Annotated in this window: 17 protein-coding genes; 2 read left to right on the forward strand and 15 right to left on the reverse strand. The window is 45.4% G+C overall.

The genetic code is table 11. The annotated features are described in order from the left end of the window. Nucleotides 1-85 precede the first annotated feature (85 nt). The 8 genes from Q7V21_RS12185 to Q7V21_RS12220 all read right to left on the reverse strand — a co-directional run bounded on the left by Q7V21_RS12185 (nucleotide 86) and on the right by Q7V21_RS12220 (nucleotide 9,475). Nucleotides 86-871, reverse strand: coding sequence for a Dam family site-specific DNA-(adenine-N6)-methyltransferase (locus Q7V21_RS12185; protein ID WP_304917562.1), 786 nt, complete (start codon nucleotides 869-871; stop codon nucleotides 86-88). A gap of 106 nt (nucleotides 872-977) precedes the next feature. After that, nucleotides 978-2,771: a dihydrolipoyl dehydrogenase gene (gene lpdA, locus Q7V21_RS12190; protein WP_304917563.1), complete on the reverse strand. Its 1,794-nt coding sequence runs from the start codon at nucleotides 2,769-2,771 to the stop codon at nucleotides 978-980. Beyond that, nucleotides 2,768-4,093, reverse strand: coding sequence for a dihydrolipoyllysine-residue acetyltransferase (gene aceF / locus Q7V21_RS12195; RefSeq protein WP_304917564.1), 1,326 nt, complete (start codon nucleotides 4,091-4,093; stop codon nucleotides 2,768-2,770). Before aceF ends, lpdA begins: the two co-directional genes overlap by 4 nt. Nucleotides 4,094-4,096: 3 nt before the next feature. Next, nucleotides 4,097-6,751: a pyruvate dehydrogenase (acetyl-transferring), homodimeric type gene (gene aceE / locus Q7V21_RS12200; RefSeq protein WP_304917565.1), complete on the reverse strand. Its 2,655-nt coding sequence runs from the start codon at nucleotides 6,749-6,751 to the stop codon at nucleotides 4,097-4,099. Between the two features lie 179 nt (nucleotides 6,752-6,930). Beyond that, nucleotides 6,931-7,533 (reverse strand): sulfite oxidase heme-binding subunit YedZ, encoded by a 603-nt coding sequence (locus Q7V21_RS12205; RefSeq protein ID WP_304917566.1) that lies wholly within the window; start codon nucleotides 7,531-7,533, stop codon nucleotides 6,931-6,933. Then, nucleotides 7,533-8,489: a protein-methionine-sulfoxide reductase catalytic subunit MsrP gene (msrP, locus tag Q7V21_RS12210; protein ID WP_304917567.1), complete on the reverse strand. Its 957-nt coding sequence runs from the start codon at nucleotides 8,487-8,489 to the stop codon at nucleotides 7,533-7,535. The genes Q7V21_RS12205 and msrP overlap by 1 nt, the downstream gene beginning before the upstream one ends. Next, entirely contained in the window at nucleotides 8,476-9,111 is a 636-nt protein-coding gene (locus tag Q7V21_RS12215; protein WP_304917568.1) for a DoxX family protein, read from the reverse strand. Before Q7V21_RS12215 ends, msrP begins: the two co-directional genes overlap by 14 nt. 70 nt (nucleotides 9,112-9,181) lie before the next feature. Continuing rightward, nucleotides 9,182-9,475: a low-complexity protein gene (locus Q7V21_RS12220; RefSeq protein WP_304917569.1), complete on the reverse strand. Its 294-nt coding sequence runs from the start codon at nucleotides 9,473-9,475 to the stop codon at nucleotides 9,182-9,184. A 202-nt stretch (nucleotides 9,476-9,677) separates the two neighbouring features. On the opposite strand from Q7V21_RS12220, the gene Q7V21_RS12225 reads away from it, so the two are divergent. Next, nucleotides 9,678-10,298: an RNA polymerase sigma factor gene (locus Q7V21_RS12225; RefSeq protein WP_304917570.1), complete on the forward strand. Its 621-nt coding sequence runs from the start codon at nucleotides 9,678-9,680 to the stop codon at nucleotides 10,296-10,298. Between the two features lies 1 nt (nucleotide 10,299). Beyond that, on the forward strand, nucleotides 10,300-10,542 hold the full coding sequence (locus Q7V21_RS12230; RefSeq protein WP_304917571.1) for a zf-HC2 domain-containing protein: 243 nt from the start codon (nucleotides 10,300-10,302) through the stop codon (nucleotides 10,540-10,542). 24 nt (nucleotides 10,543-10,566) lie between these two features. On the opposite strand, the gene Q7V21_RS12235 is transcribed toward Q7V21_RS12230, so the two are convergent. From Q7V21_RS12235 to gyrA, 7 genes are read right to left on the reverse strand one after another with little or no spacing between them, the layout of a single operon-like run. Continuing rightward, nucleotides 10,567-10,812 carry a DUF1244 domain-containing protein gene (locus Q7V21_RS12235; RefSeq protein ID WP_304917572.1) on the reverse strand — a complete coding sequence of 82 codons (246 nt, stop codon included), beginning with the start codon at nucleotides 10,810-10,812 and terminating at the stop codon, nucleotides 10,567-10,569. Further along, a complete protein-coding gene (locus Q7V21_RS12240) occupies nucleotides 10,790-12,823 on the reverse strand; it encodes an ABC transporter ATP-binding protein (RefSeq protein ID WP_304917573.1) in 2,034 nt (677 codons plus the stop codon). The genes Q7V21_RS12235 and Q7V21_RS12240 overlap by 23 nt, the downstream gene beginning before the upstream one ends. Further along, nucleotides 12,820-14,229, reverse strand: coding sequence for an ABC transporter permease (locus tag Q7V21_RS12245; RefSeq protein WP_304917574.1), 1,410 nt, complete (start codon nucleotides 14,227-14,229; stop codon nucleotides 12,820-12,822). The genes Q7V21_RS12240 and Q7V21_RS12245 overlap by 4 nt, the downstream gene beginning before the upstream one ends. A gap of 8 nt (nucleotides 14,230-14,237) precedes the next feature. Continuing rightward, entirely contained in the window at nucleotides 14,238-15,200 is a 963-nt protein-coding gene (gene ispH, locus Q7V21_RS12250; protein WP_304917575.1) for a 4-hydroxy-3-methylbut-2-enyl diphosphate reductase, read from the reverse strand. After that, a complete protein-coding gene (pheA, locus tag Q7V21_RS12255) occupies nucleotides 15,201-16,289 on the reverse strand; it encodes a prephenate dehydratase (protein WP_304917576.1) in 1,089 nt (362 codons plus the stop codon). A 2-nt stretch (nucleotides 16,290-16,291) separates the two neighbouring features. After that, on the reverse strand, nucleotides 16,292-17,371 hold the full coding sequence (serC, locus tag Q7V21_RS12260; protein ID WP_304917577.1) for a 3-phosphoserine/phosphohydroxythreonine transaminase: 1,080 nt from the start codon (nucleotides 17,369-17,371) through the stop codon (nucleotides 16,292-16,294). A 4-nt stretch (nucleotides 17,372-17,375) separates the two neighbouring features. After that, the gene (gene gyrA, locus Q7V21_RS12265) at nucleotides 17,376-19,961 is read right to left on the reverse strand and encodes a DNA gyrase subunit A (protein ID WP_304917578.1); all 2,586 of its coding nucleotides are present in this window, start codon (nucleotides 19,959-19,961) and stop codon (nucleotides 17,376-17,378) included. Nucleotides 19,962-20,028: the final 67 nt, after the last annotated feature.

Here is a 20,028-nt window from a genome sequence, read left to right on the forward strand (position 1 = left end):
GAATAGGCTAATACGACTTTTTTGATGTCAGACATGGGGGAAGAAATCCTGTATCGAAGAAATTAAAAATTGGTGCGTTATTGTATCAAAATCCGCGTAAAGCAAGCACTTCTCTTGCTGACTGGCGTTTATCACCTTTACAGCTGATGGTGCGAGGTGCATCAAGGTATTTCAAGCTAAAGCCTAGCTTACGATAAAGTGTTTTAATTCTATCGGTAGCTTGGTTAGACAACACAACAGGACCATCATGTTTTGCTAGCCATTCAGCTAATCTCACCTGATCATCCCAATCAAAACCTTGCTGAGAATATTGTCGAAACGGCACATCATAAGGCGGGTCAGCATAAATAAAATCATTCTGCTGAATAGTAAGATTAGCAAAGTCAGTGTTACTGAATTCCCACTGGCTTAAAACCGATTGGTACGACGCAAAGTCACTGACGTAATTGATGGTTTTATAACGCCCGAATGGCACATTATAGCCACCACTTTTATTAAAACGGCATAAGCCGTTATAACCGGTGCGATTCAGATAATAAAATAATTGAGCCCGCTCAACTTCATTATGGGCAGCGATATCATTGAATTGTTTACGGTATTGATAATAAAGCTGTTCATCATTTGCCAGTGGCAAATTGATGGTCAAACCTTGCTGTAGCTGGCGGTAAAAATTAATCAAAGCGGGGTTTAAATCATTTAATAATGCTTGTTGCGGATTTAATCCTAAAGCAACTGACAGGCCACCACAAAAAGGTTCGACCAGACGATGTTCGGGAAACTTTTTCCAAAGCTCTAATAACTTGGGAATTAACCAGCGCTTGCCCCCAGCCCATTTTAAAGGCGGCTTAAGCACAGAGTTTTCTCTGGTCATGGCTGAGTTATCACTGGCTGGATCCGCGACATGAAAGGCAGTTCATCACTGATTAAGGATAAAGCTGTTCAGAACAACCAAGTTGCTCTGAACAGCCGGCATTATCTTATTTGCTGTGTAATGTTTTACGTGGTGGCATCAAATCCGTGATATTTCCTTCAGCCATTTCAGCAGCAAAAGCAAAGGTTTCTGACAGGGTTGGATGCGGATGTATGGTCAAACCAATATCTTCTGCATCAGCACCCATTTCCAGTGCCAATACCGCTTCTGCAATTAACTCACCGGCATTTGGGCCGACTATACCGGCACCGAGTAAACGACCGGTTTCTTTATCAAACAGTGCTTTGGTCAGACCTTCATCACGATCAACACTTAAGCTGCGACCACTGGCAGCCCAGGGGAAAGCACCTTTAACGTATTCAATACCCTGTTTTTTCGCTTCATCTTCGCTAAGTCCCATCCAGGCAACTTCAGGATCGGTATAAGCCACTGAAGGAATCGTCATTGGATCAAAGGCTACTTTTTTACCGGCGATATGCTCAGCAGCTACTTTGCCTTCATGTGTTGCTTTGTGTGCCAACATTGGTTGGCCGACAATGTCACCAATCGCATAAATATGCGGCACATTAGTCTGCATCTGCTGATTGACTTCAATAAAGCCGTAATCATTAACATTGACACCTGCCGCTTCGGCATTAATCAACTTACCGTTTGGTGAACGTCCAACAGCCACCAGGATCTTGTCATAGGTTTGCGGATCCGGTGCGTTATCACCTTCAAAGGTGACTTTAAGGCCGGATTTTAATGCTTCGATTTTGCTGACTTTGGTTTTCAGGTAAATCGCTTTGTATTGCTTCTGAATATGGTTATGCAATGGTTTGATAAGATCTTTATCAGCACCTGGGATCAAACTATCCTGCAATTCCACCACACTGATTTCAGAACCTAACGCGTTATATACCGTCGCCATTTCCAGACCGATAATGCCACCGCCGATAACCAGCAGTTTTTTAGGAATATCTACCAATTCCAATGCATCGGTAGAGTCCATCATTCGCGGATCATCATTAGGGAACACTGGAATTTTTGTGACACGTGAACCAGCAGCAATAATGCAGTTATTAAAACTGATGGTTTTTGCGCCCTCTTCAGTTGTAACTTGCATCAGATTGGCACCGGCAAATTGTGCTTCGCCATATACCACAGTTACTTTACGCTGCTTGGCCAATGCTGATAAACCACCAGTCAGCTTGGAAACAATGCTGTCTTTCCATTCCGCCACTTTGGGCAAATCAATTTTTGGAGCGCCAAAGGTCACACCATTGTCAGCGATATGTTTAGCTTCGTTAATGACATGCGCCGTATGCAATAACGCTTTTGATGGAATACAGCCAACATTGAGGCAAACACCGCCAATACGTTTATGGCGCTCAATCAAAATAACCTGTTTACCTAAATCCGCTGCACGGAATGCTGCGGTATAACCACCAGGCCCAGAGCCCAGAACAACCAGTTCAGCATGCATATCAGCATCAGTAGGAACATCCGCTTTAGCAGCTGGGGCTGCTTTCACATTATCTGTAGTTTTTTCTGCTTTTGTCTCGGCAGGTTTTGCAGACTCTGTTTTGGTTTCTTCAGGTTTATCTTCTGTGGCCGAATCCGCTTCAGTTTCCAGTGTCAGAATCACATCGCCTTGAGCAACTTTATCACCTACTTTGACTTTCAATGACTTGATAACACCGGCATCAGAGCTAGGGATCTCCATCGCCGCTTTGTCAGATTCCAGCGTGATAATGTCTTGATTTTCAGTGATTGAATCCCCTTCAGCAACCAGGATTTCAATAATTTCAACTGCATCAAAATCACCGATATCCGGTACCTTGACTTCAATCAAACTCATAACAATACCTTTCTGATATCCGACAACATGTTATTCAACATCACAGTAAAGCGTGCGCCTGCAGCACCATCAATCACCCGATGATCGTATGAAATCGACAGCGGCAACATCAGTCTTGGTTCAAATTCTTTACCATTCCAGACCGGTTTCATCTGGTGTTTGCTGACGCCCAGAATTGCGACTTCAGGAGCATTCACAATCGGAGTAAAGAATTGACCACCGATACCACCAAGACTGGAGATTGAGAAGGTTCCGCCCTGCAAATCTTTAGCGGTTAATGTGCCTTCACGTGCCCGAGAACTGATTTCGCCCAGTTCACCGGCCAATTCCAGAAAGCCTTTTTTATCAACATCACGAATAACCGGCACCATCAAACCATTTGGTGTATCAACGGCCACACCAATGTTGTAGTACTTTTTATAAATCAGGCTCTGTTTGTCTTCACTTAATGACGCATTAAATTCCGGATACTGTTTCAGACAGGCAACAACGGCTTTCATAATGAACACCAATGGTGTCAGGCCGACACCTTTCTTGGCAGCCATTTCTTTGTTTTCCTGACGGAATTCTTCCAGTTCGGTGATATCGGCTTCATCAAACTGCGTTACATGCGGAATATTCAACCAGCAGGCATGCAGATGTTTGCCGGAAATTTTCTTGATGCGTGACAGTTCTTTGCTTTCGATTTCACCAAACTGTTCAAAGTTAATTACCGGAACAGATGGAATACCCGCGCCTTCAGCTGCTTTTGGTGCAGGTGCATTCATGACCTGTTTAACAAAGTTCTGTACGTCTTCTTTGGTAATACGGCCTTTTTGACCACTGCCAACAACAGCTGCCAACGGCACACCTAATTCACGGGCAAACTGCCGTACTGAAGGTGATGCATGTGAAGGTTTTTTAGCGGAACCGGTATCCGGTGCGTAAGGCAAGGTTTCAGTTCTTTCAGGTTCTGGATTCGCAACCGTTGGAGTGGGTGCCGGTTTACTCTCAGCAGCAGCCGGTTTTTCTTGCTCTGCCGATTTGTTTTCAGCTGGTTTTTCGGCTGGCTTTTCTGCTTTTTCGCTGCTTGCAGCTGCATCGCTGGATTCAATCAACGCAATAACAGAGCCTTCACTGACTTTATCGCCGACTTTAACTTTCATTTCTTTGATAGTGCCAGCTAACGATGATGGAATTTCCATCATCGCTTTATCTGACTCAATGGTGATCACTTCCTGATCAGCACTGATTGAATCACCTTCCGCGACTAATACTTCAATGATTTCAACGCTGTCAAAATCACCAATATCCGGGACTTTTAATTCGATTAAATCTGCCATGTTTTAAACCTTAACTGGATTTGTTGCGTCAGCATCAATGTTGTATTGCTTGATAGCTTTTGCGACCACATCGTATTTAATAGAACCTTCATCAGCCAATGCGCTGAGGGTGGCAACCACTACGTGATAACGATCCACTTCAAAGAAGCTGCGTAATCTTTCACGGGTATCACTGCGGCCAAAACCATCGGTACCTAAAACAACATAACGTTGTTTGATCCATGGACGTAATTGCTCGGCATAAAGACGCATATAGTCTGTTGATGCCACAACCACACCATCCTGATCATCCAGGCATTGTGAAATATAGCTGCGTTTTTTCTCAGCAGTCGGGTGCAAGCGATTATAACGATCGACATCCATACCTTCACGTACCAGCTCATTTATGCTGGTAGCACTCCAGACATTGGCCGATACATTCCAGTCTTTTTCCAGCATTTCTGCAGCGGCTTCAATTTCACGCAGAATGGTGCCACTACCGATCAGTTGTGCTTTAACCTTGTGTTTGCCACCCGATTTAAGCTGATACAGACCTTTGATAATGCCCTCTTCCACACCTTCAGGCATCGCAGGATGCGTGTAGTTTTCATTCATCGCAGTAATGTAATAGAACACGCCTTCCTGCTTCTCGTACATGCGGCGCATACCTTCATGCACGATAACCGCCATTTCATAGGCATAAGTCGGATCGTAGCTCAGGCAGTTTGGAATGGTATTGGCCAGGATCAGACTGTGTCCATCCTGATGCTGCAGACCTTCACCATTTAAAGTGGTGCGACCCGCGGTACCACCGAGCAGGAAGCCTTTAGCCTGAATATCACCAGCCAACCAGCACAAATCACCTACACGTTGGAAACCAAACATCGAGTAATAGATGTAGAACGGCACCATATTAACGTTGTAGTTGGAATAAGCCGTTGCCGCAGAAATCCACTCCGACATCGCACCAGCTTCATTAATACCTTCTTCGAGGATCTGACCCTTAGTATCTTCGCGATACCACATGACCTTGCCAGAATCTTCCGGTTCATACTTCTGACCCGATGAAGAATAGATACCGATTGAACGGAATAAGCCTTCCATACCAAAAGTACGTGCTTCGTCGGGCACGATTGGCACGATATTTTTACCGATTTTTTTGTCACGAATTAATGCCGTCAACACACGGACAAAGGCCATGGTAGTGGATAATTCACGATCACCACTGTCTTTAAGTACAGCGTCAAAAATACTGATCGGTGGTATTTCCAATGCCGGTGCACTGTTATTGCGTTTCGGAATAAATCCGCCTAATTCTTTACGGCGTTCCAGCAGATATTTTTTCTCGGCGCTGTCATCATCCAGTTTAATGTATGGAATTTCTTCGATTTCATCATCTGGAATTGGAATATTGAAACGGTCACGGAAGCGTTTCATATGCTCCACTTCCATTTTCTTCTGCTGATGCGTGGTGTTCTGACCTTCGCCCGCCTGCCCCAGACCATAACCTTTAACAGTTTTTGCCAGGATTACAGTAGGTTGGCCGACATGATCTACTGCTTGTTTATAAGCTGCATAAATCTTGCGTGGATCATGGCCGCCACGGCTTAAGTGCCAGATATCTTCATCGGTCATATCTGAAACCATATCCAGCAATTCCGGATATTTACCAAAGAAATGCTTACGTACATAAGCACCGTCTTTAGCTTTGTAGTTCTGGTATTCACCATCAACTACTTCTTCCATGCGTTTCAGCAACCAGCCGTCGGTATCGCGTGCCAGCAATTGATCCCAGCCGCTGCCCCAGATAACTTTTAATACATTCCAGCCAGCGCCACGGAACAAGGCTTCAAGTTCCTGAATAATTTTGCCGTTACCACGTACCGGACCGTCAAGACGTTGCAGGTTACAGTTGACGACGAAAATCAGGTTGTCGAGTTTTTCACGACCGGCCAGGGTAATTGCCCCCAATGATTCCGGTTCATCCATCTCACCATCACCAAGATAAGCCCATACATGGCGACCTGATGTTTTGGCGATTTCGCGATGATGCATATACTTCATGAATCGCGCTTGATAGATAGCCAGAATAGGGCCAAGGCCCATGGATACTGTCGGGAATTGCCAGTAATCAGGCATTAACCAGGGATGCGGATAAGAAGACAGGCCTTTGCCATCGACTTCAAAACGGAAGTTATCTAATTGTTCTTCGGTCAGACGACCTTCCAGGAAAGAGCGGGCGTAAATACCCGGTGCTGAGTGACCCTGAACAAACACCATATCGGCGCCTTCTTCATGATCATCACCTCTGTAGAAGTGATTGAAGCCAACATCATAAAGTGTTGCCGCGGATGAGAAGCTTGCAATATGTCCACCGACTGCGCCGGGTTTCATATTGGCTTTGACCACCATCGCCATCGCGTTCCAACGGATATACGATCTGAGCTTATGCTCCATTGCCTGGTCACCAGGAATGCGTTCCTGTTGATCCACCGGAATGGTATTTACGTATGCAGTATTAGCACTGTAAGGCAGGTTTACACCGCTACGGCGGGCCTTATCAATGAGCTTTTCAATAATGTAATGGGCTTTTTCGTCACCGGCCGCTTCAAGCACAGACTCGAGGGCGTCCAACCATTCTTGCGTTTCTTGTGGATCGTGATCGACAAAATCAGTCATATATACCTTCTTAAATCTCAACGCGATAAATTACAGCCGCACATTGTAACAGTTTTTGTTTAATTGACACTCTGACACGACGACAAAAGCCCGCTACAGCGCCATTCTGGCAAGAAAATCAAAACCTTGTGGAAATAATTATTACGGATTAAAAGCCGTAAATGCCAAGTAAATTGGCTTCAAGAACCCGATACCTGATGACGCCGACGCTGGCCAAGCACTCTGAATCCCAGTAAAAGCATAACAATAAGCAGATAAATTAACGGCTCGGTTTTATCTTGCTTGACCAGCATATAAAAATGCAAACAAGAAAGCACGACAATCAGATAAATTAAATAATGCAGTTTTTTCCAGCGCCGTCCCCCCAGCCTTTTGATCATCTTATCGGTAGAGGTAATTGTTAATGGAATCAGTAACAGAAAACTGATAAATCCGACGGTGATAAATGGTCGTTTGATAATATCCAGCCAGATCTCCTGAACATCAAAAAATTGATCCAAGCCGAGATACAAAAGCATATGCACACTGGCATAAAAAAACGCAAACAGGCCCAGCATGCGACGAAAGCGAATAAATTCGTTGAGCCCGGAGAGTTTGCGTAATGGAGAGATCAATAAGGTCAGCATAATAAAACGCAACGCCCACACACCGGTGTCGCGAGTTATGGCCTCAATTGGATTAGCACCCAACTGATCAGTCAACAAGGCATAAACAAGCCAAAATAGCGGCAATAATGAAACACAGAAAACCAGCCATTTAAGTCTGGAGATATGCTTAACCATCAGAAATAACGTTTCAAATCCATACCGCTATATAACTCTGCTACTTCCTCTTCGTAACCGTTAAACATTAGCGTTTCACGTTTGAGGAATTCGCCGATACGTCTTTCACGCTTTTGGCTCCAGCGTGGATGATTAACTTCCGGATTCACATTGGAATAAAAACCATACTCACCAGCGTTGGCCTGTACCCAGGCTGTTAAAGGCATTTCTTCTACAAAACGGATCCGTACAATCGATTTAATACTTTTAAAGCCATATTTCCATGGCACTACCAGACGAATCGGCGCGCCATTTTGTCCAGGCATTTCCCGGCCATACAGACCGACGGCAAGCAAGGTTAATGGATGCATTGCTTCATCCATCCGCAGACCTTCAAGATAAGGCCATTTCAGCACTTGACGACGCTGCCCCGGCATTTGTTCGGGATCATACAAGGTGGTGAATTCAACATATTTTGCTTTCGAATTAGGCTGGGCCTGTTTTAAAAGATCGGCTAATGGAAAACCAACCCAGGGAATGACCATCGACCATCCTTCAACACAGCGCAGCCGGTAAATCCGTTCTTCCAGATTTTGCGTTTTAATCAGTTCGTTGTAGTCATATTGTCCGGGTTTATCGCATTCACCATCAATCGTCACTATCCATGGTTTACTGCGATCCGGGAAATCTGCCGCCAGAGCTGAGGGCGATTCCTTATCGGTACCAAACTCATAGAAATTGTTATAGGTCGTTATCGATTCATAGGTAGTGAGTTTTTCGTCAGTAGAAAAGCTACTTTCACCGAGATTTTCAAAGGCCTGACCATCTGGCGCTTTTGCCGCAAAACTCAACGGCATCGCAGTTGCGGCAGCCAAACCGATAGCACCATTCATAAATTGTCGGCGATTCAGATAAACCTGATAGTCGGTGACTTCTGATTCAGCAATATCCCAGGAACGTTTTTTACGAATCAACATGCTGCACCTCATTCGGCATATAACGTTTGGCTAACCAAAAGTCGACACTGATGTAACGACCCGCGCCAATAAAAAACAATGCCAGCAACATCACAAAATAGGTTGCGGCAAACTCAATACCATTATTGAGTACAACAAAACTGCCATGTTCCGTCAGCCAGCTATAATTTCCATGTTCCTGCAGGATGGATTTAGCTCTGTCCAACCGTTCGATCGCCGCTGGAGCATTGTCAGCAGCAAAGGCACTCATCGGATCATGAATTGCTTGCCAGCCATTTTTCCAATGCACACTGAAAGCAGCAACCATCATCGTTATCATTAACGGAATACTGACCCAGCGTACTGCCAGTCCCAGTAACAATAAAATGGCACCAAAATATTCAGCCCCCCAGGCCAGATAAGCCATCAGCTCAGGAAAAGGTAAACCCAGTCCCCAATCCGGATTGGCAAACCAGTCAATGGTGTTCTGTAAAGAGCTCTCAGGATTAAAAGGATTCCATTTGTTATTGGCAGCTATCCAGAAAACCGGTATCAGGTAAGCTCTCAGTAACAACGGTGCCAGAAAATCTACAGTTCGAGTGCTATTCAATAACTGCTGCAAACTAGCAATGAATTTAATCATTTTTATATGCTCTCAGAGGAAAACAGGGGCTTAACGCCCCTGCTATTACGGTTAATGTCGACTGCGTGTATCAGTTACCGCCACATTTAGCTTCACCGCATTTACCTTCTTTATCTTTTTTGCTGTCTTCACCGCACTTGGCTTCGCCACATTTGCCTTCTTTATCTTTTTTGCTGTCTTCACCGCATTTAGCTTCGCCACATTTACCTTCACCATGATCTTTGGCTAATTGCATGTAGCCGCTGTTCAATTCAGATGATTGGAATGGGTTACTATCAGCCGCAGCCAATGGAGAAAAAGCCAGCCCTGCAGTCATCGCTGCACTGGCAGCCAATGCGATAGAAGTTTTTTTGTTCATAGCCATGTCTTAAATTCCTTATGTTTTAAATCACATTATCAGCCCGTCTCTGTAACCGGGCTTGTTAGCATAGACTGACGAGTAAAACGTTTGTTACAAACTTAAGTGAAATTTTTCTGAAGTAATGGCTTTTGTAACGTTAATCTATTAAAAAGATAAATATTCTTTACGAGCAGCTAAGTATGCTTTTATTTATGCATTTAACACCATGACAGACAAGTTAGCTCAGAACGACTTTGGTAATGATGCAGCGTTAATTCAAGGCATGCTGGTCGGTGATTCAACGGCCTTTGAAATAGCGGTAGCGTTGTACCATTCCAAAATGGTGATGATTGCCAAAGCGATTATTGGTGAAGCTTTTGCCGAAGAAATCGCTCAGGATGCATGGATTTCGGCTATCCGCTCACTAGCAGATTTTGGCGGTCGAAGCAGTTTGTATACCTGGCTGGTGCAAATTACTGCAAATGCTGCCAAAACAAGACTACGCAGAGAAAAACGTCAGGTTTCACTAGATGAAAACTGGCAACAGGTCGATAACGCTGATCGTTTTGATCACACCGCTCACTGGCGAGAACCCATATCGCAATGGGATTTAGAAACCCCTGAGACCATCCTGGCGAATCATCAGTTGAGCGAGATTATTCGCCAGACATTTGAGCAACTGCCACCCCAACAACAAGCAGTGTTGACGTTATATGATTTGGAAGGCGAATCGATGACTGAAATTTGTAACATTCTGGATATCTCTGCGTCCAATGCCAGAGTGCTGTTGCATCGGGCACGCTCGGCGATACAACAGCGAATCCATCAATATCAGGAAAGTGTTTAATATGCTCAAATGTCGTGACATCGAAGCAATGGCCAGTGATTATCTGGATAAAGATCTGCCATTTCAGCAGCGCATGGCATTCAGGTTACATTTGTTTCTTTGCCATAACTGTCGAAACCATGTGCGTCATTTAAAAACCACCATCCTCAGTCTGCAACAGTTGTCAGCAACACGCTCCGTAATTGTCGACGACAAAATGAAAGATCTGGCGAAACAGCTTAGAGAACACGCCAGCAAACACTAAATGTCTGCTGACGCTGGCTAATTCCTATTTCTGATACTTTTGTTTCCATTCGTCATAAGACATGCCATAGACATGCTCACGGGCGGCATCGTAATCCATTGCTACACCTTTATCTTCTGCCGCGGCCAGATACCATTTTGATAAACAGTTACGGCAAAATCCTGCCAGGTTCATCAAATCGATATTCTGTACATCCTTACGTTCTTGCAGATGTGCAATTAATCTACGAAACGCTGCAGCTTCCAGTTCAGTTTGGGTTTGTTGATCCATGTTCAGTCTCTTCATATAAAAAACAATTAACTTGATGGCCGTTTTCCAGCACGGTGAGTGGCGGATAATGTTCATGGCATATTGGCATAACATGCTGGCAGCGCTGATGAAAATGACAACCAGCCGGCGGGTTGGCAGGTGATGGTAATTCACCTCTGACCGCGACATGCATCTCCTGCTTATTTAAATCCGGTACCGCGGCTAACAAGGCTTGAGTATAAGGATGTTTCGGCGAGTCCAAAACCTGTTGCCGGGTCCCCTGCTCAACAATTCTACCCAGATACATTACTGCCACACGATGCGCCAGATAATCCACCACACCAATGTTATGAGTGATAAACAAAAATGACAGACCGAATTCATGCTGTATATCTCGCAGCAAATTCAGGATCTGCGCCTGTACCGATACATCCAAAGCACTGGTCGGTTCATCACAAACAATGACTTCCGGTTCGGTGGCCAAGGCTCGGGCAATACAAATCCGCTGTCGTTGCCCACCGGAAAACTCATGTGGATAACGATGTCGAATATCAGCCCGTAAACCGACTCGTTCAAGCAGTGAATCAATGTATTTCGTCTTGGCGGTTGGATCTTTGCGAAACTTTGTAACACTTATTGCTTCATCAATAATCTGTTCAATGGTCATCCGAGGATTCATTGACGAAAACGGATCCTGAAAAATGATTTGCAGCTGACCACGGTAAGGTTTTAACTGACGTTGAGAAAGCCGGTTCAGCACTTTCCCTTGAAAACGCACCTCACCGGCAGTGACTGGAACCAGCTGTAAAATACCTTTACCGACAGTGGTTTTGCCACAACCCGACTCCCCCACCAAGGCCAGCGTTTCAGCGTTATGCAGTGTCAGATTAACCCCATCTACCGCTTTTACCTGACCCACTTTTCGCTGAAGAATGCCTTTACGGATTGGAAAGTGAACTTTTAAGCCTCTGATATCAAGCGCATTGATCTGTGATGGAATCACATCAGAGAGACGTGAAGCATGAAAGGGTTTAACAACTGTAGTTTGATCAGCCATCACTGTGGGGTCATATAAATGACAACGTACACCACTGGCATTGGTCGCTATCCACTCAGGTTCATTTTGATGACAATGATCCCAGGCCTGGTCACAACGCTCAGCAAATCGACAGCCGATAAAATGTTGGTTCAATGGCGGGACATTGCCTTTAATCACCGTTAAACGTTGATCGCGTTTTTGCTCGCTGGGTAAGGCTTCAAATAACTTTTGTGCGTAAGGATGTCGAGGATTGGCAAAAAATGTTTGTCTGTCAGCCTGTTCAACAATTTGTCCGGCATACATCACAGCAATGTGATCGGCCATTTGCGCCGCTACCCCCAAATCATGGGTGATAAGCAGAATCGCCATTCCAGTATCACGTTGAATCTGTTTCAATAAATCCAGGATCTGCGCCTGAATAGTCACATCCAAAGCAGTTGTCGGTTCATCGGCAATCAATAACTCGGGTTCACCGGCTAATGCCATGGCAATCATTACCCGCTGCTTCATACCACCGGACATTTGATGCGGATATTCTTTCAAACGCCTTATGGGGTCAGGGATACCAACAGATTCAAGCAATGACAGACTTCGTTGCTGTATCTCCTGTTTCGATAATTTGAAATGGCAACGCAGTGTCTCGCCAATTTGCTGACCGATGGTTAATACGGGATTCAACGAGCTTTGCGGCTCCTGAAAAATCATCGCCACCCGGCGACCACGAACGGTTTCCATCTCAGCTTCGGAGAGTGTAAGCAGATCCAAGCCATTAAGTTTGATTTCGCCAGCCACAATTTTACTGGCCGGAAAAGGATTCAACCTTAATAAGGACAAGGCGCTGATAGATTTGCCACAGCCGGATTCACCTAATAATGCAAAGGTTTCACCTTGCTGAATACAAAAATCAATGCCATCTACAGCGCGATAAGGTTGCTCTTTGCTGGCAAACCAGGTTTTAAGCCCTTTAACTTCCAGTAATGCTGGAGAGTTCATCGAGCCCCCTGCATTCTTGGATCAAACGCATCCCGCACCACATCAGCAAATAAATTAGCCGCCAATACCAGAATAAACATCGAGATAAACGCTGCGGTTAAAGACCACCAGACAACCGGCTCACGCGCCATTTCAAGCCGGGCACTGTTGATCATATTGCCCCAGCTAATCATCGAAGGATCCACACCCACTCCCACATAAGACAACACGGCTTCAGCCAACACCAGACCACTGAAATCAAGCACCACCGTAATTAAAACGATATGCATCAGATTTGGCAGGATATGCCGGTGCAAAATACTAAAATTACTTGCACCTAATGATCGGGCAGCAAGCACATATTCTGCTTCACGTAATTTGAGTGTTTCGCCTCGCAATATCCGGCACAGCCCTGTCCAACTGGTGACGCCGAGGATCAGACATAAAAATAACAAGCGCATATCTGCGCGTTCGGCAATCGAAGAAAAATGGTCAGGATGCGTGTTCATATAGACCTGCAGCATCAGCACTGCGGCAGCAATTAATAACACACCGGGAATAGAATTTAAGGTGGTGTATACATACTGAATGACATCATCAATCCAGCCACGAAAGTAGCCAGCACTGATACCCAGAAAAATGGCCAGTGGCAACATTATCAGCGTCGTCAGGGTGCCAATTGCCAGTCCTGTTCTGACACTTTTCAAAGCTTGATAAAGTACACTTTGCCCGACTTTATCAGTGCCAAACACATGGTAATACTGGCTAAGCATAACCAGCGTTACGCTTACCCAGGCAAGCAGGAAAATCATCAAATAAAAGGTTCGGACAGGATAATCAGATTGGCCTCGCATTAGCCGTTTTAGCTCGGCCGAGGCTGCATACTGATAACGCAGTTTTCGATACACAATGTAGGCGGCAATTAACAGAACAATAAAAATAATGGCTGTAAATGTGCTTTTCACGACAATATTTCGCACATCCGCCCATTTTTCTTTTTCCGATGTTAAATGCTGAGCGGCATATTCCAGGCGTGGATGACTGTATTCCAGCTGACCGCCCTTTACGACTTGCATTTCTTTAACAAACAGGCGTGTTGCAAGGGGGGCTGAATAAGTCTTTTCGACCTGAGTACGGATAGGAGTAACCAGCCAATCAAGCACACTCAGCACTTCAGTTGAATAGTGTTGCTGTTTATTGTCGCCAGACGCTAAAGCGGCGCGGAAATGTAACGAATCAAGGAAACCAATAGTGACGTAGCTGAGCAGGATGATAACCGAAATAACACCACGTTTACGCTGCATCACCATTATCCATGGAGCGCGTAAATGCGGTTTAGTTCGAAGATAAAATATACCTGCCGTGATAACAGCGAGCAGAAGAAAAATCAGTATGTCGGTCCACAAAAATACCGGCAGAAAGGGCATAGCTGTCCTTATGGTGATTTTCTGAGGCGGGATATATCCACTTTAAGTGCTTTTGGTAATGAGAAAGCAATATTCTCAATCTGACCTTTGTCTTCAGTGACGTATTCGACGCCCAGCATTTTAAGTTTTTCAACCACCGCCTGCACCAGTGATTCGGGTGCTGAAGCTCCGGCAGTCAAGCCTATTTGCTGTTTGTCTTTAAGCCAGTCTACATTTATTTCATCAGCGTTATCGATGAGATAAGCTTCTGTACCAAGTTTAGTCGCTAACTCTTTGAGTCGATTGGAGTTAGAGCTGTTTACCGAACCAACAACCAACACCAGATCACAATTCTGTGCCAAGCGTTTTACTGCATCCTGACGATTCTGTGTGGCATAACAAATATCATCTTTACCAGGCCCGATAATATTTGGAAAGCGTTCGCGCAAGGCATCAATGACCAGTTTGGTATCGTCAACCGATAAGGTTGTCTGGGTAACAAACGACAGATTATCAGGATCATTAACGGTTAACTTAGCCACATCTGCCGGCGATTCCACCAGGTACATTGCACCCTGGTCGGAAGTATATTGCCCCATCGTGCCTTCTACTTCCGGATGACCGGCATGGCCGATAAGAATACATTCGCGAGCCACTTTTTCATGTTTAGCGACTTCCAGATGCACTTTGGTTACCAATGGACAGGTCGCGTCAAACACTTTCAGACCACGTTGTTTACCCTCTTCCTGCACCGCTTTGGAAACACCGTGTGCACTAAAAATCAACGTGCTGTTATCAGGAACATCCGACAGTTCTTCAATGAAAATCGCGCCTTTATTACGCAGATCTTCGACCACTGTACGATTGTGAACCACTTCATGACGAACATAGATCGGCGCACCAAATAGTTCCAAGGCTCGTTCTACAATCTCAATAGCGCGATCCACCCCGGCACAGAACCCTCTTGGATTGGCTAATACCAATTTGGTCATTTACAACACTGCCTTTGGATAAGAACCCAATACACGAAAAACCGACGATTCCGATTCCAGCTCCTGTAAGGCACTGGCTACCGTCGGATCCTGACAATGGCCGTCGATATCGATAAAAAATACGTATTCCCAGATCCCTTTTCGAGAAGGTCGGGATTCGATGCGGCTCATACTGATACCTTTGTCAGCCAAAGGTTTGAGTAAGTTTTGTAAAGCACCAGGTTTATTCTTAGTTGAAACCAGAAGTGCAGTTTTATCAACACCTGATGGGCCGACATTCTGATTACCAATCACCAGAAAGCGCGTAGTGTTCCCGGCTTCGTCTTCAATATTGCTGGCTAACACTTTCAAACCATAAATCTCGGCAGCGGTGCTTGCCGCAATGGCTGCACTATCATCACCCATTTCAGCAACTCTTTTGGCTGCTTCGGAGTTACTGTCCAGAGGAATCAATTCCACTTGAGGAAGCTGATCGCCCAACCATTGACGACATTGTGCCAGCGCTTGAGGATGTGCATAAACTTTTTTAATATCAGATAATTGCGAAGCATTGCTCAACAAATAATGATGTATTGGCAAGGTTACTTCACCATTGATTTTCAATGGCGAGCTGACAAATCTATCCAGCGTATGATTGACCATGCCCTCAGTTGAGTTTTCAACCGGAACTACACCGTAACAGGCATATTCAGTTTCAACAGCGCGAAATACATTGGCAATGGTACTGACCGGTTGTAACTGGGCTGAACCGCCAAAATGTTTTAAGGCTGCAGCCTGGGTAAATGAGCCCTCTGGCCCTAAATAGGCGATACGTAATGGTTTTTCTGCGGCCAGACAGGCCGACATGATTTCACGAAATAATCGGGCCATTTCTCTATCGGATAATGGTCCGGTATTGCGTTCCATTACCTGACGTAAAATCATCGCTTCACGTTCCGGGCGATAAAAATCAGTCTGCTCACCAGAAGTTTGTTTTATTTCGGCGACTTGATGCGCTAAAGCCGTACGTTCGTTTAATAAATCCTGTAGCTGCTTATCGACTTTATCAATCTGTTCACGAACGGCTTGAAGAGCTTTTTTTTCGGACATGGTTAACCAAACCTGCGCTCAAATTCAGACATAAACCAGATGAGTTTATCAACACCGGCTTCCGGCATAGCATTGTATATGCTGGCACGCATGCCACCCAAATCCCGATGTCCTTTAAGCGTTAACAAGCCTTCTTTGGCGGCATCTGTCAGAAACTGTTGATCCAGTTCGCTGTTGGCCAGCGTAAACGGGATATTCATCCATGAACGGTAACGTATATCTACCGGATTAGCATAAAAATCACTGCCATCAATTGCAGCATACAGTTTGGCCGCTTTACGCTGATTGGTTTCTGCCATGCCCCGCAAACCGCCCTGTTTTTTCAGCCATTGAAACACCAATCCAGCCAGATACCAGCTATAGGTCGCTGGCGTGTTATACATTGAACCGTTATCTGCATGGATTTTGTAATCAAACATCACCGGCGTTCCCGGCAAGGTTTTGCCCAATAAATCCTTACGTACGATAACGATACACAAACCGGCAGGACCGATATTTTTCTGTGCACCAGCGTAAATCAGCCCAAAACGATTTACATCACAGGGCCGTGACAAAATGGTTGATGACATATCCGCAACAAGGGTTGTATCCCCTACTTCCGGGATTTCAGCAAACTCCACCCCATGAATAGTCTCATTCGGTGTGTAGTGCACATAAGCTGCATTTTCAGATAACTGCCATTCTGACTTGTCAGGAATCGTACGGTAATGCGATGGTTTGGCATCAGCAACCACATTAACTTTGGTGTAACGACTGGCTTCAGCAATGGCTTTTTCTGACCATGCACCGGTATTTAAATAATCAGCCTGCGTTTTACCGTGCAGCAAATTCATTGGGATCATCGAAAACTGACTGGATGCGCCGCCTTGTAAAAACAGCACCGCATAATCATCCGAAATTCCCATCAGCTCACGCAGATCAGCTTCGGCCTGATGTGCGATAGACGTGTATTCCGGACCACGGTGACTCATTTCCATCACTGACATGCCGGTACCACGCCAATCCAACATTTCCTGTTGTGCAATCAGCATTACATCGTCCGGCAGCATAGCTGGGCCGGCACTAAAATTATAGGCTCTCAAATGTTTATTCTTCTGTTAAATCATCGGTGTGTGGCAAGTCGTCAACATCAACTTCTTCATTTTCGTCTTCAATGACGCGTTCCAAACCAACCAGTTTTTCATCATTACTCAGATTAATCAGACGTACACCTTGGGTATTACGTCCGACCAGTGAGACATGTTTCACCGGTGTGCGAACCAGCGTACCGCCATTGGTAATCAACATGATTTGGTCTTCTTCACAGACTTGTACGGCACCAACCACCTGACCATTACGTGCAGATGTTTGAATAGAGATAATGCCCTGACCGCCACGACCTTGTACACGGTATTCTTCAAGGTTAGTACGTTTGCCGTAACCGAATTCAGTTGCGGTCAGAATCGCACCTTCCTGCTGGGCAATAATCAATGAAATGATCTGTTCACCATCGGCCAGACGCATACCACGTACACCGCGTGAAACACGGCCCATTGAACGCACATCAGTTTCAGGGAAACGAATCACTTTACCATTGCTGCTGAACAGCATCACATCAGACTCACCGTCAGTTAATGCCACACCAACCAGTTTGTCATCGTCTTTCAGATCCACGGCAATAATACCGTTGGCCCGTGGACGTGAATAATCAACTAATGGGGTTTTCTTAACGGTACCGCTGGCTGTTGCCATAAAGATGAATTTATCGGCTTCAAACTCACGGATAGGTAATACCGCATTAATACGTTCGCCTTCATCCAACGGCAATAAATTCACAATCGGTTTACCACGTGCAGTACGACCACCTTGTGGCAATTCATAGACTTTCTTCCAGTAAACCTTACCGGCACTGGAGAAGCACAATAAAGTGTCATGGGTATTGGCAATAAACAGATGTTCAATGAAATCTTCATCTTTCATTGAGGTGGCTGCTTTGCCCTTACCACCACGGCGTTGGGCTTGATAGGTATCCAACTGTTGTGTTTTGGCATAACCGGCATGCGATAAAGTGACCACCATTTCTTCTTCGGTAATCAGATCTTCTAAGGTTAAATCAAGATGCGTATCCAGGATTTCAGTACGACGGTTATCACCGTATTCATCATTAATCGCAACCAACTCAGCACGGATAACGGCCATCAGATTGTCAGGGTCGCTCAGGATAGCCAGCAAGTCGCGGATTGCATCGAGAACTTCACGGTATTCCTGCAGAATTTTGTCTTGTTCCAGGCCAGTCAATCTATGCAGACGCATATCCAGAATGGCTTGGGCTTGCACAGGTGATAAGTAGTACTGACCATCAACCAGACCAAACTGAGCAGCCAAATCTTCCGGACGTGAAGCTTGTGCACCTGCGGCGCCGAGCATTTCCAGAATCATTTCACTGCGCCAGCCTTGAGCAAGTAACGCTTCTCTGGCTTCAGACGGGCTTGGTGAGGCTTTAATCAGCTCAATGACTTCATCGATATTGGCCAGTGCTGTCGCCAGACCTTCCAATATATGAGCACGTTCACGGGCTTTACGCAGTTCATAAATCGAACGACGCGTGACCACTTCACGGCGATGACGGATAAAGGCTTCAAGGATCGGTTTCAGACCCAATGTACGTGGCTGACCATCAACGATCGCCACCATATTGATACCAAACACCGTTTGTAACTGGGTTTGCTGATACAGATTATTCAAAATAACTTCTGGCACATCACCACGTTTGATGACCACCACCATACGCATGCCGTCTTTATCCGACTCATCACGCAGGGCAGAAATACCTTCGATTTTTTTCTCTTTAACCAGCTCGGCAATTTTTTCCAGCAAGCGGGCTTTGTTTACCTGATATGGCAGTTCGTGAACGATAATGCTTTGCTGACCGGTGGCTTCATTGGTTTCAATTTCGGCGCGAGCACGCATGTAAACACGGCCACGACCGGTTTCATAGGCTTCAGCGATACCGTTGGAACCGTTGATGATACCGGCAGTTGGAAAGTCAGGGCCTGGAACAAATTCCATCAACTCGCGAGTGGTAACACTCGGGTCATCGATAATCGCAATACAGGCATTAAGAATTTCAGTCAGATTATGCGGCGGAATATTGGTTGCCATACCAACGGCAATACCGGATGAACCGTTCACTAATAATGCTGGGAATCGCGTAGGCAGGACCGATGGTTCTGACTCGGATTCATCATAGTTAGCGGTGAAATCGACCGTTTCTTTGTCCAAATCGGCGAGCATTTCGTGGGCGATTTTCGCCATACGCACTTCGGTATAACGCATCGCAGCAGGAGGATCACCATCGACTGAACCAAAGTTACCTTGTCCATCAACCAGCATGTAACGCATCGAGAATGGCTGAGCCATACGTACCATCGTGTCATATACCGCTGTATCACCATGCGGGTGATATTTACCGATAACGTCACCGACGATACGAGCAGATTTTTTGTATGGGCTGTTCCAGTTGTTTCCTAATTCACGCATAGCATATAAAACGCGGCGATGAACAGGTTTCAGGCCGTCCCGGACATCCGGTAAGGCGCGTCCTACGATAACGCTCATGGCGTAATCGAGGTAGGACTGTTTCATTTCATCTTCGATACTGATCGAGTCCAGTTCCAGAGCAATCTCAGACATTTAATATTCTTCCAAAATGAACAAAAGCAAGCCTAGCTTGTTGAAGTTTCAGGCAAAAAATTTTGCT

Source organism: Methylophaga sp. (assembly GCF_030651745.1).

What these genes read in the sequence shown, in the direction of transcription:
- Q7V21_RS12185 (WP_304917562.1), bottom strand. Translation starts at nt 871, where the DNA reads ATGACCAGAGAAAACTCTGTGCTTAAGCCGCCTTTAAAATGGGCTGGG.
- lpdA (WP_304917563.1), bottom strand. Translation starts at nt 2,771, where the DNA reads ATGAGTTTGATTGAAGTCAAGGTACCGGATATCGGTGATTTTGATGCA.
- aceF (WP_304917564.1), bottom strand. Translation starts at nt 4,093, where the DNA reads ATGGCAGATTTAATCGAATTAAAAGTCCCGGATATTGGTGATTTTGAC.
- aceE (WP_304917565.1), bottom strand. Translation starts at nt 6,751, where the DNA reads ATGACTGATTTTGTCGATCACGATCCACAAGAAACGCAAGAATGGTTG.
- Q7V21_RS12205 (WP_304917566.1), bottom strand. Translation starts at nt 7,533, where the DNA reads ATGGTTAAGCATATCTCCAGACTTAAATGGCTGGTTTTCTGTGTTTCA.
- msrP (WP_304917567.1), bottom strand. Translation starts at nt 8,489, where the DNA reads ATGTTGATTCGTAAAAAACGTTCCTGGGATATTGCTGAATCAGAAGTC.
- Q7V21_RS12215 (WP_304917568.1), bottom strand. Translation starts at nt 9,111, where the DNA reads ATGATTAAATTCATTGCTAGTTTGCAGCAGTTATTGAATAGCACTCGA.
- Q7V21_RS12220 (WP_304917569.1), bottom strand. Translation starts at nt 9,475, where the DNA reads ATGGCTATGAACAAAAAAACTTCTATCGCATTGGCTGCCAGTGCAGCG.
- Q7V21_RS12225 (WP_304917570.1), top strand. Translation starts at nt 9,678, where the DNA reads ATGACAGACAAGTTAGCTCAGAACGACTTTGGTAATGATGCAGCGTTA.
- Q7V21_RS12230 (WP_304917571.1), top strand. Translation starts at nt 10,300, where the DNA reads ATGCTCAAATGTCGTGACATCGAAGCAATGGCCAGTGATTATCTGGAT.
- Q7V21_RS12235 (WP_304917572.1), bottom strand. Translation starts at nt 10,812, where the DNA reads ATGGATCAACAAACCCAAACTGAACTGGAAGCTGCAGCGTTTCGTAGA.
- Q7V21_RS12240 (WP_304917573.1), bottom strand. Translation starts at nt 12,823, where the DNA reads ATGAACTCTCCAGCATTACTGGAAGTTAAAGGGCTTAAAACCTGGTTT.
- Q7V21_RS12245 (WP_304917574.1), bottom strand. Translation starts at nt 14,229, where the DNA reads ATGCCCTTTCTGCCGGTATTTTTGTGGACCGACATACTGATTTTTCTT.
- ispH (WP_304917575.1), bottom strand. Translation starts at nt 15,200, where the DNA reads ATGACCAAATTGGTATTAGCCAATCCAAGAGGGTTCTGTGCCGGGGTG.
- pheA (WP_304917576.1), bottom strand. Translation starts at nt 16,289, where the DNA reads ATGTCCGAAAAAAAAGCTCTTCAAGCCGTTCGTGAACAGATTGATAAA.
- gyrA (WP_304917578.1), bottom strand. Translation starts at nt 19,961, where the DNA reads ATGTCTGAGATTGCTCTGGAACTGGACTCGATCAGTATCGAAGATGAA.